Raw genomic sequence first — 11,932 nt, forward strand, 5'->3', positions numbered from 1 at the left:
TATGGGTACTCAGCGCAACATGCCGCTGCCGTAACCCTTCAGGTTGGCTTTCTTCATCAGGGATTCGTACTGGTGCGAAACGAGGTGCGATTGTACTTGGGACATGAAGTCCATCACAACCACGACCACGATCAGCAACGAGGTCCCGCCAAGGTAGAACGGAACGTTTGCTGCAACCACCAGGAACTGGGGCAACAGGCACACGGCCGTCATGTAAAGAGCACCGAACATGGTCAAGCGAGTCAGAACGCCATCAATGTAGCGCGCAGACTGCTCACCTGGACGGATGCCCGGAATAAAGGCACCGGACTTCTTCAGGTTTTCCGCTACGTCTTTCGGATTGAACATCAACGCCGTATAGAAGAAGCAGAAGAAAATAATCCCTGCACTAAACAGCAGAATATTCAACGGCTGACCAGGAGCGATCGACTGCGAGATGTCCTGCAACCAGCCCATACCTTCAGACTGACCGAACCAGGCACCCAACGAAGCCGGGAACAGCAAAATGCTGCTCGCGAAAATAGCCGGAATAACACCGGCCATGTTCACCTTCAGCGGCAAGTGGCTAGTCTGCGCAGCGAAAACCTTGCGGCCTTGCTGACGCTTGGCGTAGTGAACAGCGATACGACGCTGACCACGCTCAATGAACACCACGAAACCGATAATCGCTACTGCCAGCAAACCGATGGCAACCAGGGCGAAGATGTTGATATCCCCCTGACGCGCAGACTCGAAAGACTGCCCGATTGCTCTCGGAAGACCGGCGACGATTCCCGAAAAAATCAACATCGAGATACCGTTGCCTACACCACGCTCAGTAATCTGCTCACCCAGCCACATCATGAACATCGCACCAGCCACAAACGTGGATACCGCGACGAAATGGAAGCCAAAGTCACCAGTGAACGCAACGCCCTGCCCCGCCAGACCAATGGACATGCCAATGGCCTGAACGAGAGCGAGGACGACGGTGCCGTAGCGGGTGTACTGGCTGATCTTGCGACGGCCAGCTTCACCTTCCTTCTTCAACTGCTCCAGCTGCGGGCTGACGGCGGTCATCAGTTGCATGATGATCGATGCCGAAATGTACGGCATGATCCCCAGTGCAAAGATGCTCATCCGTTCCAGCGCGCCGCCGGAAAACATGTTGAACAAGCTAAGAATGGTCCCCTCATTCTGTCGAAACAGGTCCGCGAGTCGGTCCGGGTTGATACCTGGAACCGGGATGTGTGCGCCTATTCGGTAGACGATAATCGCCAGGAACAGAAAACGCAGACGAGCCCAGAGTTCAGACATACCGCCTTTGCCGAGCGCAGAGAGAGCACCTTGCTTAGCCATTTATTCCTCGAACTTGCCGCCAGCTGCTTCGATAGCCGCACGCGCACCTTTGGTGGCGCCGATTCCCTTGCCGATAGTGACAGCGCGAGTCACTTCACCGGACAGCATGATTTTCACACGCTGTACGTTGACGTTGATCACGTTGGCATCTTTCAGGGACTGCACGGTGACGATGTCGCCTTCCACTTTAGCCAGCTCGGACAGACGCACTTCTGCGCGGTCCATGGCTTTCAGGGAAACGAAACCGAACTTCGGCAGGCGACGATGCAGCGGCTGTTGACCGCCTTCAAAGCCTGGAGCAATGGTGCCACCGGAGCGGGAAGTCTGACCTTTGTGACCACGGCCACCAGTCTTACCCAAACCACTACCGATACCACGGCCCGGACGATGCTTTTCGCGACGGGAACCCGGCGCTGGACTCAGATCATTGAGTTTCATCGATTAACCCTCGACACGCAGCATGTAGTAAGCCTTGTTGATCATCCCGCGATTCTCGGGAGTATCCTGGACTTCTACAGTGTGACCGATGCGACGCAGACCCAGACCCTTAACGCACAGTTTGTGGTTAGGGATGCGGCCGGTCATGCTTTTGATCAGCGTAACTTTAACGGTAGCCATGATTACTTGATCTCCTCAACACGCAGGCCGCGCTTGGCCGCGATGGACTCAGGAGACTGCATAGCCTTCAGACCCTTGAAAGTGGCGTGAACCACGTTTACAGGGTTAGTCGAGCCGTAGCACTTGGCCAGAACGTTCTGAACGCCAGCAACTTCGAGGACAGCACGCATAGCGCCGCCAGCGATGATACCGGTACCTTCAGAAGCAGGCTGCATGTACACCTTCGAAGCGCCGTGAGCGGACTTCATTGCGTACTGCAGGGTAGTGCCGTTCAGATCAACCTGGATCATGTTGCGGCGAGCAGCTTCCATTGCCTTCTGGATCGCAGCAGGCACTTCACGCGACTTGCCACGGCCGAAGCCAACACGGCCCTTACCATCACCAACCACGGTCAACGCGGTGAAAGTGAAGATACGGCCGCCTTTAACGGTTTTGGCTACGCGGTTAACTTGAACCAGCTTCTCGATGTAGCCTTCGTCGCGCTTTTGGTCGTTATTTGACATAACTTAGAACTCCAGCCCAGCTTCACGAGCAGCATCAGCCAGCGCTTTTACGCGGCCGTGGTACTTGAAGCCAGAGCGGTCGAAAGCCACCTGCGAGACGCCAGCGGCCTTAGCACGCGTAGCGACCAGCTGGCCAACCTTAGTGGCCGCGTCGATGTTGCCAGTGGCGCCATCACGCAGTTCTTTATCCAAAGTCGAGGCGCTTGCCAGGACTTTGTTGCCGTCGGCCGAAATGACCTGGGCGTAGATGTGCTGCGAAGAGCGGAACACGCAGAGACGCACGACTTCGAGTTCGTGCATTTTCAGGCGTGCTTTGCGAGCGCGACGCAGTCGAGTAACTTTTTTGTCGGTCATTTGCTATGCCCTACTTCTTCTTGGCTTCTTTACGACGGACGACTTCGTCCGCGTAGCGCACACCTTTGCCTTTGTACGGCTCTGGTGGACGGAAGTCGCGGATCTCGGCGGCCACTTGACCTACCAGCTGCTTGTCGATGCCCTTGATCAGGATATCGGTCTGGCTAGGAGTCTCAGCGGTGATGCCTTCCGGCAGTTCGTAATCCACTGGGTGCGAGAAGCCAAGAGCCAAGTTCAGCACCTGACCTTTTGCTTGCGCTTTGTAACCAACACCGACCAGCTGGAGCTTGCGCTCGAAGCCTTGGCTTACGCCCTGGACCATGTTGTTTACCAACGCACGAGTGGTACCGGCCATTGCGCGAGTCTGCTGATCGCCATTGCGAGCAGCAAAACGCAGCTCACCGGCTTCTTCAACGATCTCAACGGACGAATGGACGTTCAGTTCAAGAGTACCCTTGGCACCCTTCACCGAAAGCTGTTGGCCTGCGAATTTTACTTCGACACCGGCTGGCAGCTTAACGGGGTTCTTAGCGACGCGAGACATGCTTATCCCCCCTTAGAACACAGTGCAAAGAACTTCGCCGCCGACACCGGCAGCGCGCGCAGCACGATCAGTCATCACACCTTTGTTGGTGGAGACGATAGACACGCCGAGACCGCCACGTACTTTTGGCAGTTCTTCGACGGACTTGTACTGACGCAGGCCTGGACGGCTAACGCGCTTGACTTCTTCGATAACCGGACGGCCTTCGAAATATTTCAGCTCGATAGACAGCAGTGGTTTGGTTTCGCTGCTGATCTGATAACCCGCGATGTAACCTTCGTCCTTCAGGACTTTAGCTACAGCCACCTTCAACGTGGAAGAAGGCATGCTTACGACGGACTTTTCAGCCATCTGGGCATTACGGATTCGAGTTAGCATGTCCGCTAACGGGTCCTGCATACTCATGGGCTAGACGCTCCTAATACAGAAAAATTAGCCTTGCGGCTACTACTTGTCGCCGAGAAATTCCGGGCAGAAAAACACGGGCTCAGGCGAGCCGGTCATTCTAGACACACCCCAGAAATGAATCAAGCCCCAAAAGGGGCTTGATTCATGTTCAAGGCCACCGATGGTCAGGTTCTTGCGACCCCGACCATCGAGACTTTGACAGCAATTACCAGCTGGCTTTAACCAGACCTGGAACGTCACCACGCATTGCAGCTTCACGCAGCTTGTTACGGCCCAGGCCGAACTTGCGGTAAACGCCGTGCGGACGACCAGTCAGGCGGCAGCGGTTACGCATGCGCGAAGCGCTTGCGTCACGTGGCTGCTTCTGCAGAGCTACGGTAGCTTCCCAACGCGCTTCTGGACTTGCGTTCAGATCAACGATGATAGCTTTCAGCGCTGCACGCTTGGTGGCGTACTTGGCAACGGTGAGCTGACGCTTCAGCTCACGGTTTTTCATGCTCTTCTTGGCCATTTTCCTACTCCAATCAGTTGCGGAACGGGAATTTGAAAGCACGCAGCAGAGCGCGGCCTTCGTCATCGTTCTTGGCAGTGGTGGTCAGGGTAATGTCCAGACCGCGGAGAGCATCGATCTTGTCGTAGTCGATTTCCGGGAAAATGATCTGCTCTTTCACGCCCATGCTGTAGTTGCCACGACCATCGAAGGACTTGGCATTCAGGCCGCGGAAGTCGCGAACCCGAGGCAGGGAGATCGACAGCAGACGATCCAGGAACTCGTACATACGCTCACGGCGCAGGGTCACTTTGACGCCGATCGGCCAACCTTCACGGACTTTAAAGCCAGCGATGGATTTGCGAGCGTAGGTCACAACGACTTTCTGGCCGGTGATCTTTTCCAGGTCAGCAACAGCGTGCTCGATGACTTTTTTGTCGCCGATCGCTTCGCCCAGACCCATGTTCAGGGTGATTTTGGTAACGCGCGGAACTTCCATCACGTTCGAAAGCTTAAGTTCTTCCTTAAGTTTCGGTGCGATTTCCTTCCGGTAAATCTCTTTTAGTCGTGCCATGGTCTTCTACCTAGCAGTGTTCAAGCATCAACCGCTTTTTGGGTCGACTTGAAGACACGAATTTTCTTACCGTCTTCTACTTTGAAACCAACGCGGTCAGCCTTGTTGGTTTCGCCGTTGAAGATGGCGACGTTGGAAGCGTGCAGTGGCGCTTCTTTCTCGACGATACCGCCCTGTACGCCCGACATCGGGTTAGGCTTGGTATGACGCTTGACCAGGTTCAGACCACCAACAACCAGACGGTTGTCAGCAAGAACCTTCAGCACCTTACCGCGCTTACCTTTGTCTTTGCCGGCGATCACGATGATCTCGTCGTCACGACGAATCTTTTGCATGTCGGATCTCCTTACAGCACTTCTGGGGCGAGCGAGACGATCTTCATGAACTTCTCAGTACGAAGCTCACGGGTCACTGGCCCAAAGATACGGGTGCCGATCGGCTCTTGCTTATTGTTCAGAAGAACAGCAGCGTTGCCATCAAAGCGGATAATGGAGCCATCAGCACGACGTACGCCGTGACGAGTGCGGACTACAACAGCAGTCATCACTTGGCCTTTTTTCACTTTACCGCGAGGAATTGCTTCCTTCACGGTAACTTTGATGATGTCACCGATACCAGCGTAACGACGATGGGAGCCACCCAGCACCTTGATGCACATAACGCGGCGAGCGCCGCTGTTATCGGCCACATCGAGCATGGATTGAGTCTGAATCATATAATTTCTCCGACCCCTAGCCCTTAGACTTCCACAGCGCGTTCGAGAACATCAACCAGCGCCCAAGACTTGGTCTTGGCCATCGGACGAGTTTCACGAATAGTGACTTTGTCGCCGATGTGGCACTGATTGGTTTCGTCGTGCGCGTGCAGCTTAGTCGAACGCTTAACGTATTTACCGTAGATCGGGTGCTTAACGCGACGCTCGATCAGAACGGTGATGGTTTTGTCCATCTTGTCGCTGACAACACGGCCAGTCAGCGTACGGACAGTTTTTTCGGCTTCAGCCATGATCACTTACCTGCCTGCTGGTTGAGCACAGTCTTCACGCGAGCGATGTCACGCTTAACTTGCGAGAGCAGATGAGACTGCCCCAACTGGCCAGTTGCTTTCTGCATGCGCAGATTGAACTGGTCGCGCAGCAAGCCGAGCAGTTGCTCGTTCAGCTGCTGTGCGGATTTTTCACGAAGTTCATTCGCTTTCATCACATCACCGTCCGTTTAACAAAGGAGGTGGCGAGCGGCAGCTTTGCAGCAGCCAGGGCGAAAGCCTCACGCGCCAGCTCTTCAGAAACACCCTCGATTTCATACAGGACTTTGCCTGGCTGAATCTGGGCAACCCAGTATTCCACGTTACCCTTACCTTTACCCATACGAACCTCGAGAGGTTTCTTGGAGATCGGCTTGTCCGGGAATACACGGATCCAGATCTTGCCACCACGTTTTACGTGACGGGTCAGAGCACGACGCGCTGACTCGATCTGACGAGCGGTGAGACGACCACGAGCAACAGACTTCAGCGCGAACTCGCCGAAGCTGACTTTGCTACCGCGCAGTGCCAGACCACGGTTGTGGCCGGTCATCTGCTTGCGGAACTTCGTACGCTTTGGTTGCAACATTTGGCGTACCCCTTACTTAGCAGCTTTTTTACGAGGCGCTGGTGCTTGTGGTTTCAGTTCTTCTTGGCGACCACCAATTACTTCGCCTTTGAAGATCCAAACCTTTACACCGATCACACCGTAAGTGGTGTGAGCTTCGTAGGTGGCATAGTCGATATCGGCACGCAGGGTGTGCAGTGGCACACGACCTTCGCGATACCATTCAGTACGTGCGATTTCAGCACCGCCGAGACGACCGCTCACTTGGATTTTGATGCCTTTGGCACCAATGCGCATGGCGTTCTGTACGGCGCGCTTCATGGCGCGACGGAACATCACACGACGCTCCAGCTGCTGAGCTACGCTCTGGGCAACCAGCATACCGTCGAGTTCCGGCTTGCGGATCTCTTCGATATTGATGTGCACAGGCACACCCATTTGCTTGGTCAGGTCCTGACGCAGTTTTTCAACATCCTCACCTTTCTTCCCGATAACGATACCTGGACGAGCGGTGTGGATGGTGATGCGTGCAGTTTGAGCCGGACGATGGATATCGATACGGCTTACGGACGCGCTTTTTAGTTTGTCTTGGAGATACTCACGCACCTTCAGATCTGCGAGCAAATAGTCCGCATAAGTCCGACCGTCTGCGTACCAGACGGAGGTGTGCTCCTTGACGATTCCCAGGCGAATGCCAATGGGATGTACTTTCTGACCCATCTCTTCGACTCCGTTACTTGTCAGCAACCTTGACAGTGATATGGCAAGACCGCTTGACGATGCGATCAGCACGGCCTTTGGCACGTGGCATGATGCGCTTCAGCGAACGCCCTTCGTTGACGAAAACGGTGCTGACCTTCAGGTCATCAACGTCTGCGCCTTCGTTATGCTCGGCGTTGGCTACGGCCGACTCCAGCACTTTTTTCATGATCTCGGCGGCTTTCTTACTGCTGAAAGCCAACAGGTTGAGCGCTTCGCCCACCTTCTTCCCGCGGATCTGGTCGGCGACCAAGCGGGCTTTCTGGGCGGAGATTCGAGCGCCCGACAACTTAGCGGCTACTTCCATTTCCTTACCCCTTAACGCTTGGCTTTCTTGTCTGCCACGTGCCCGCGATAGTTGCGGGTACCGGCGAACTCGCCCAGTTTGTGGCCGACCATGTCTTCGTTAACGAGAACTGGGACGTGCTGACGACCGTTGTGTACTGCGATGGTCAGACCGACCATTTGTGGCAGGATCATCGAACGGCGCGACCAAGTCTTAATTGGTTTGCGATCGTTCTTTTCCGCCGCCACTTCGATCTTCTTCAGTAGGTGAAGATCAATAAAAGGACCTTTTTTCAGAGAACGTGGCACTGTCGTATCCCTCTATTTACTTGCGACGACGGACGATCATTTTGTCGGTACGCTTATTACCACGAGTCTTCGCGCCCTTAGTCGGGAAGCCCCATGGCGATACCGGATGACGACCACCAGAGGTACGACCTTCACCACCACCATGTGGGTGGTCAACCGGGTTCATGGCAACACCACGAACGGTTGGGCGAACGCCACGCCAGCGCTTGGCACCAGCTTTACCCAGCGAACGCAGGCTGTGCTCGGAGTTCGAGACTTCGCCCAGGGTCGCACGGCACTCAGCCAGCACTTTACGCATTTCACCGGAACGCAGACGCAGGGTAACGTACACACCTTCACGAGCGATCAGCTGAGCCGAAGCACCAGCGGAACGAGCGATCTGTGCGCCTTTACCTGGCTTCAGTTCGATGCCGTGTACGGTAGAACCGACTGGAATGTTGCGCAGTTGCAGAGCGTTGCCTGGCTTGATTGGAGCCAGAGCGCCTGCGATCAGCTGGTCGCCAGCACTCACGCCTTTAGGGGCGATGATGTAGCGGCGCTCGCCGTCTGCGTAGCACAGCAGTGCGATGTGAGCAGTACGGTTTGGATCGTATTCGATACGCTCGACAGTGGCGACGATGCCATCTTTGTCGTTGCGACGAAAATCGACCATACGGTAATGCTGCTTATGACCACCACCGATGTGACGAGTGGTAATGCGGCCATTGTTGTTACGACCACCAGACTTCGATTTTTTCTCGAGCAGCGGTGCGTGAGGAGCGCCTTTATGCAGCTCCTGGTTGACCACCTTGACCACAAAACGGCGGCCAGGGGAAGTCGGTTTGCATTTAACGATTGCCATGATGCACCCCTTCCTTACTCAGCACTGCTGCTGAAATCGAGATCTTGGCCTGGCTGAAGGGAGATAACTGCCTTCTTCCAGTCATTACGCTTGCCCAGACCGCGAGCGGTGCGCTTGCTCTTACCCAGAACGTTCAGGGTAGTAACACGCTCAACTTTCACGCTGAACAGGCTTTCGACGGCCTTCTTGATTTCCAGCTTGGTTGCATCAGTAGCAACCTTGAAAACGAACTGGCCTTTCTTGTCTGCCAGAACCGTAGCCTTCTCGGAAACGTGCGGGCCAAGCAGAACTTTAAATACGCGTTCCTGGTTCATCCCAGCAGCTCCTCGAATTTCTTCACGGCCGACACGGTGATCAACACCTTGTCGTATGCGATCAGACTAACTGGATCGGAACCTTGCACGTCACGTACATCTACGTGTGGCAGGTTGCGAGCAGCCAGGTACAGGTTCTGATCAACAGCGTCAGACACGATCAGAACGTCGGTCAGGCTCATGTTGTTCAGTTTGCCCAGCAGGTCTTTGGTTTTCGGAGTTTCAACTGCGAAATCCTGAACCACGACCAGACGATCAGTACGCACCAGCTCAGCAAGGATGGAACGCATTGCTGCGCGGTACATCTTCTTGTTCAGCTTCTGGGAGTGATCCTGTGGACGAGCTGCGAAAGTGGTGCCGCCGCCGCGCCAGATTGGGCTACGGATAGTACCGGCACGAGCACGGCCAGTACCTTTCTGACGCCATGGGCGCTTACCGCCACCACGAACGTCGGAACGGGTCTTTTGCTGCTTGCTACCTTGACGGCCGCCAGCCATGTAGGCCACGACTGCTTGGTGAACCAGCGTCTCGTTGAACTCGCCGCCAAATGTCAGTTCGGAAACTTCGATCGCTTGAGCGTCATTTACATTTAATTGCATGTCAGCTTCCCCTTAACCGCGAGCCTTGGCTGCTGGACGTACAACCAGGTTGCCGCCAGTAGCGCCAGGAACAGCACCCTTGACCAACAACAGATTGCGTTCAGCGTCCACGCGCACTACTTCCAGGGACTGCACGGTCACGCGCTCAGCGCCCATATGACCGGACATTTTTTTGCCCTTGAATACACGACCAGGAGTCTGGCACTGGCCGATAGAGCCTGGGACGCGGTGGGATACGGAGTTACCGTGGGTGTTATCTTGCCCGCGGAAGTTCCAACGCTTGATCGTACCCTGGAAGCCTTTACCTTTGGACTGACCGGTTACATCAACCAGTTGACCAGCAGCGAAGATTTCAGCGTTGATCAGATCGCCGGCCTGGTACTCGCCTTCTTCAAGGCGGAATTCCATTACGGTACGACCAGCGGCAACGTTCGCCTTGGCGAAGTGGCCAGCCTGAGCAGCTGTAACACGGGAAGCACGACGCTCGCCGACAGTGACTTGCACTGCACGATAGCCATCGGTTTCTTCAGTTTTGAACTGGGTGACGCGATTCGGCTCGATCTCAATGACCGTGACCGGAATGGAGACACCTTCTTCGGTGAAAATACGGGTCATACCCGCTTTACGACCGACTACACCAATAGTCATGTTGTAAACCTCATGAGTGTACGGGGCTTTCACCCGCTATGGCCGCCCATTTCAGAGCGTTACACGACCAAGACCGAGTCTTAGCCGAGGCTGATCTGCACTTCCACACCGGCCGCAAGATCAAGCTTCATAAGAGCATCAACGGTTTTATCCGTTGGCTGGACGATGTCCAGAACGCGCTTATGAGTGCGGATTTCGTACTGGTCACGCGCGTCTTTGTTGACGTGCGGGGAAACCAGAACGGTGAACCGCTCTTTACGGGTAGGCAGTGGAATTGGACCACGCACTTGAGCACCAGTACGTTTCGCGGTTTCCACGATTTCCTGGGTTGATTGGTCGATCAGGCGATGGTCAAAAGCCTTCAACCTGATACGGATTTGCTGATTTTGCATTGGATTTCAGACTCCGGCTGCTATTCCCACCGGGCGCAATACGCCCGTTAAAAGGAGGCGCAATTCTATAGACGCCCCAGATAGGTGTCAACCCAATAAAAAAGCCCCCGCTAAGCGGGGGCTTTTTCAACTCATCGAAGCCATCTCAAAAAAGAGATTACTCGATGATTTTGGCTACGACGCCAGCGCCGACGGTACGACCGCCTTCACGGATAGCGAAACGCAGACCATCTTCCATCGCGATGGTTTTGATCAGGGTAACAGTCATCTGAATGTTGTCACCTGGCATTACCATTTCAACGCCTTCTGGCAGCTCGCAGTTACCAGTCACGTCAGTAGTACGGAAGTAGAACTGTGGACGGTAGCCTTTGAAGAACGGAGTGTGACGACCGCCTTCTTCCTTGCTCAGAACGTAAACTTCTGCAGTGAACTTGGTGTGCGGCTTAACCGAACCCGGCTTAACCAGAACCTGACCACGCTCAACGTCGTCACGCTTGGTGCCACGCAGCAGAACGCCGCAGTTCTCGCCAGCACGACCTTCGTCCAGCAGCTTGCGGAACATCTCAACACCGGTGCAGGTGGTGGTGGTGGTGTCACGCAGACCAACGATTTCCAGGGCGTCCTGAACGCGAACGATACCGCGCTCGATACGACCAGTTACCACGGTGCCACGACCCGAGATCGAGAACACGTCTTCGATTGGCATCAGGAATGGCTTGTCGATAGCACGCTCTGGCTCTGGGATGTAGCTGTCCAGAGTTTCCACCAGCTTCTTGACAGCGGTGGTGCCCATTTCGTTGTCGTCTTTGCCTTCCAGAGCCATACGAGCCGAACCGATGATGATCGGAGTGTCGTCGCCTGGGAAGTCGTAGGTGGACAGCAGGTCGCGAACTTCCATCTCAACCAGTTCCAGCAGCTCTGCGTCGTCTACCAGGTCAGCCTTGTTCAGGAAAACCACGATGTACGGAACGCCTACCTGACGGGACAGCAGGATGTGCTCACGAGTTTGTGGCATCGGACCATCAGCAGCCGAGCAAACCAGGATCGCGCCGTCCATCTGGGCAGCACCGGTGATCATGTTCTTCACGTAGTCAGCGTGACCTGGGCAGTCAACGTGAGCGTAGTGACGAATGTTCGAGTTGTACTCAACGTGCGCGGTGTTGATGGTGATACCGCGAGCTTTTTCTTCTGGAGCGCTGTCGATCTTGTCGAATTCAACTACGGCCGAACCGAAAACTTCGGAGCAGACGCGAGTCAGAGCAGCGGTCAGAGTGGTTTTACCGTGGTCAACGTGACCGATGGTGCCAACGTTTACGTGCGGTAGGGAACGATCAAATTTTTCTTTAGCCACGACAATTAACTCCT

23 protein-coding genes are annotated in these 11,932 nt (G+C 54.9%); all 23 read right to left on the bottom strand.

Going from position 1 to position 11,932, the window contains the following annotated elements; translation table 11 throughout:
• Positions 1-9: 9 nt before the first annotated feature.
• Entirely contained in the window at positions 10-1,338 is a 1,329-nt protein-coding gene (secY, locus tag IF189_RS25355; protein ID WP_003228718.1) for a preprotein translocase subunit SecY, read from the bottom strand.
• Complete coding sequence (rplO, locus tag IF189_RS25360) at positions 1,339-1,776, bottom strand: 50S ribosomal protein L15 (RefSeq protein ID WP_003228720.1); 438 nt, start codon at positions 1,774-1,776, stop codon at positions 1,339-1,341.
• A gap of 3 nt (positions 1,777-1,779) precedes the next feature.
• Complete coding sequence (gene rpmD / locus IF189_RS25365) at positions 1,780-1,956, bottom strand: 50S ribosomal protein L30 (RefSeq protein WP_003176408.1); 177 nt, start codon at positions 1,954-1,956, stop codon at positions 1,780-1,782.
• Positions 1,957-1,958: 2 nt separating this feature from the next.
• Entirely contained in the window at positions 1,959-2,459 is a 501-nt protein-coding gene (rpsE, locus tag IF189_RS25370; RefSeq protein ID WP_007955637.1) for a 30S ribosomal protein S5, read from the bottom strand.
• 3 nt (positions 2,460-2,462) lie between these two features.
• Entirely contained in the window at positions 2,463-2,813 is a 351-nt protein-coding gene (rplR, locus tag IF189_RS25375; RefSeq protein WP_003186037.1) for a 50S ribosomal protein L18, read from the bottom strand.
• A 10-nt stretch (positions 2,814-2,823) separates the two neighbouring features.
• Complete coding sequence (gene rplF, locus IF189_RS25380; RefSeq protein ID WP_065259511.1) at positions 2,824-3,357, bottom strand: 50S ribosomal protein L6; 534 nt, start codon at positions 3,355-3,357, stop codon at positions 2,824-2,826.
• Positions 3,358-3,369: 12 nt separating this feature from the next.
• On the bottom strand, positions 3,370-3,762 hold the full coding sequence (rpsH, locus tag IF189_RS25385; protein ID WP_011336171.1) for a 30S ribosomal protein S8: 393 nt from the start codon (positions 3,760-3,762) through the stop codon (positions 3,370-3,372).
• A gap of 208 nt (positions 3,763-3,970) precedes the next feature.
• On the bottom strand, positions 3,971-4,276 hold the full coding sequence (gene rpsN / locus IF189_RS25390; protein ID WP_003228726.1) for a 30S ribosomal protein S14: 306 nt from the start codon (positions 4,274-4,276) through the stop codon (positions 3,971-3,973).
• A gap of 13 nt (positions 4,277-4,289) precedes the next feature.
• On the bottom strand, positions 4,290-4,829 hold the full coding sequence (gene rplE / locus IF189_RS25395; RefSeq protein ID WP_003210069.1) for a 50S ribosomal protein L5: 540 nt from the start codon (positions 4,827-4,829) through the stop codon (positions 4,290-4,292).
• Between the two features lie 20 nt (positions 4,830-4,849).
• Complete coding sequence (gene rplX, locus IF189_RS25400; protein ID WP_003186046.1) at positions 4,850-5,164, bottom strand: 50S ribosomal protein L24; 315 nt, start codon at positions 5,162-5,164, stop codon at positions 4,850-4,852.
• A gap of 11 nt (positions 5,165-5,175) precedes the next feature.
• Positions 5,176-5,544, bottom strand: coding sequence for a 50S ribosomal protein L14 (gene rplN, locus IF189_RS25405; RefSeq protein WP_002555479.1), 369 nt, complete (start codon positions 5,542-5,544; stop codon positions 5,176-5,178).
• A gap of 23 nt (positions 5,545-5,567) precedes the next feature.
• Positions 5,568-5,834, bottom strand: a complete 267-nt coding sequence (gene rpsQ / locus IF189_RS25410) for a 30S ribosomal protein S17 (protein WP_003194644.1) — start codon at positions 5,832-5,834, stop codon at positions 5,568-5,570.
• A gap of 2 nt (positions 5,835-5,836) precedes the next feature.
• On the bottom strand, positions 5,837-6,028 hold the full coding sequence (rpmC, locus tag IF189_RS25415) for a 50S ribosomal protein L29 (protein WP_002555481.1): 192 nt from the start codon (positions 6,026-6,028) through the stop codon (positions 5,837-5,839).
• Positions 6,028-6,441, bottom strand: a complete 414-nt coding sequence (gene rplP, locus IF189_RS25420) for a 50S ribosomal protein L16 (RefSeq protein ID WP_003228729.1) — start codon at positions 6,439-6,441, stop codon at positions 6,028-6,030. The genes rpmC and rplP overlap by 1 nt, the downstream gene beginning before the upstream one ends.
• Positions 6,442-6,453: 12 nt before the next feature.
• Complete coding sequence (gene rpsC / locus IF189_RS25425) at positions 6,454-7,140, bottom strand: 30S ribosomal protein S3 (protein ID WP_085688068.1); 687 nt, start codon at positions 7,138-7,140, stop codon at positions 6,454-6,456.
• A 13-nt stretch (positions 7,141-7,153) separates the two neighbouring features.
• Complete coding sequence (gene rplV, locus IF189_RS25430; protein ID WP_003103908.1) at positions 7,154-7,486, bottom strand: 50S ribosomal protein L22; 333 nt, start codon at positions 7,484-7,486, stop codon at positions 7,154-7,156.
• Between the two features lie 11 nt (positions 7,487-7,497).
• Complete coding sequence (rpsS, locus tag IF189_RS25435; RefSeq protein ID WP_011336172.1) at positions 7,498-7,773, bottom strand: 30S ribosomal protein S19; 276 nt, start codon at positions 7,771-7,773, stop codon at positions 7,498-7,500.
• A gap of 16 nt (positions 7,774-7,789) precedes the next feature.
• Entirely contained in the window at positions 7,790-8,614 is an 825-nt protein-coding gene (gene rplB / locus IF189_RS25440) for a 50S ribosomal protein L2 (protein ID WP_016772943.1), read from the bottom strand.
• Between the two features lie 14 nt (positions 8,615-8,628).
• On the bottom strand, positions 8,629-8,928 hold the full coding sequence (gene rplW, locus IF189_RS25445) for a 50S ribosomal protein L23 (RefSeq protein ID WP_002555488.1): 300 nt from the start codon (positions 8,926-8,928) through the stop codon (positions 8,629-8,631).
• A complete protein-coding gene (rplD, locus tag IF189_RS25450; protein WP_003228735.1) occupies positions 8,925-9,527 on the bottom strand; it encodes a 50S ribosomal protein L4 in 603 nt (200 codons plus the stop codon). The genes rplW and rplD overlap by 4 nt, the downstream gene beginning before the upstream one ends.
• Before the next feature lie 12 nt (positions 9,528-9,539).
• Positions 9,540-10,175, bottom strand: coding sequence for a 50S ribosomal protein L3 (gene rplC / locus IF189_RS25455; RefSeq protein ID WP_007955641.1), 636 nt, complete (start codon positions 10,173-10,175; stop codon positions 9,540-9,542).
• A gap of 80 nt (positions 10,176-10,255) precedes the next feature.
• Positions 10,256-10,567, bottom strand: a complete 312-nt coding sequence (gene rpsJ / locus IF189_RS25460) for a 30S ribosomal protein S10 (protein WP_003186070.1) — start codon at positions 10,565-10,567, stop codon at positions 10,256-10,258.
• 157 nt (positions 10,568-10,724) lie between these two features.
• Entirely contained in the window at positions 10,725-11,918 is a 1,194-nt protein-coding gene (gene tuf / locus IF189_RS25465) for an elongation factor Tu (RefSeq protein ID WP_010220303.1), read from the bottom strand.
• Positions 11,919-11,932 lie beyond the last annotated feature (14 nt).

Source organism: Pseudomonas sp. IzPS59 (genome assembly GCF_014863505.1).
Lineage (GTDB): Bacteria > Pseudomonadota > Gammaproteobacteria > Pseudomonadales > Pseudomonadaceae > Aquipseudomonas > Aquipseudomonas kribbensis.

Coding starts and splice junctions, on each gene's coding strand:
- secY (WP_003228718.1), bottom strand. CDS start 1,338: ATGGCTAAGCAAGGTGCTCTCTCTGCGCTCGGCAAAGGCGGTATGTCT.
- rplO (WP_003228720.1), bottom strand. CDS start 1,776: ATGAAACTCAATGATCTGAGTCCAGCGCCGGGTTCCCGTCGCGAAAAG.
- rpmD (WP_003176408.1), bottom strand. CDS start 1,956: ATGGCTACCGTTAAAGTTACGCTGATCAAAAGCATGACCGGCCGCATC.
- rpsE (WP_007955637.1), bottom strand. CDS start 2,459: ATGTCAAATAACGACCAAAAGCGCGACGAAGGCTACATCGAGAAGCTG.
- rplR (WP_003186037.1), bottom strand. CDS start 2,813: ATGACCGACAAAAAAGTTACTCGACTGCGTCGCGCTCGCAAAGCACGC.
- rplF (WP_065259511.1), bottom strand. CDS start 3,357: ATGTCTCGCGTCGCTAAGAACCCCGTTAAGCTGCCAGCCGGTGTCGAA.
- rpsH (WP_011336171.1), bottom strand. CDS start 3,762: ATGAGTATGCAGGACCCGTTAGCGGACATGCTAACTCGAATCCGTAAT.
- rpsN (WP_003228726.1), bottom strand. CDS start 4,276: ATGGCCAAGAAGAGCATGAAAAACCGTGAGCTGAAGCGTCAGCTCACC.
- rplE (WP_003210069.1), bottom strand. CDS start 4,829: ATGGCACGACTAAAAGAGATTTACCGGAAGGAAATCGCACCGAAACTT.
- rplX (WP_003186046.1), bottom strand. CDS start 5,164: ATGCAAAAGATTCGTCGTGACGACGAGATCATCGTGATCGCCGGCAAA.
- rplN (WP_002555479.1), bottom strand. CDS start 5,544: ATGATTCAGACTCAATCCATGCTCGATGTGGCCGATAACAGCGGCGCT.
- rpsQ (WP_003194644.1), bottom strand. CDS start 5,834: ATGGCTGAAGCCGAAAAAACTGTCCGTACGCTGACTGGCCGTGTTGTC.
- rpmC (WP_002555481.1), bottom strand. CDS start 6,028: ATGAAAGCGAATGAACTTCGTGAAAAATCCGCACAGCAGCTGAACGAG.
- rplP (WP_003228729.1), bottom strand. CDS start 6,441: ATGTTGCAACCAAAGCGTACGAAGTTCCGCAAGCAGATGACCGGCCAC.
- rpsC (WP_085688068.1), bottom strand. CDS start 7,140: ATGGGTCAGAAAGTACATCCCATTGGCATTCGCCTGGGAATCGTCAAG.
- rplV (WP_003103908.1), bottom strand. CDS start 7,486: ATGGAAGTAGCCGCTAAGTTGTCGGGCGCTCGAATCTCCGCCCAGAAA.
- rplB (WP_016772943.1), bottom strand. CDS start 8,614: ATGGCAATCGTTAAATGCAAACCGACTTCCCCTGGCCGCCGTTTTGTG.
- rplW (WP_002555488.1), bottom strand. CDS start 8,928: ATGAACCAGGAACGCGTATTTAAAGTTCTGCTTGGCCCGCACGTTTCC.
- rplD (WP_003228735.1), bottom strand. CDS start 9,527: ATGCAATTAAATGTAAATGACGCTCAAGCGATCGAAGTTTCCGAACTG.
- rplC (WP_007955641.1), bottom strand. CDS start 10,175: ATGACTATTGGTGTAGTCGGTCGTAAAGCGGGTATGACCCGTATTTTC.
- rpsJ (WP_003186070.1), bottom strand. CDS start 10,567: ATGCAAAATCAGCAAATCCGTATCAGGTTGAAGGCTTTTGACCATCGC.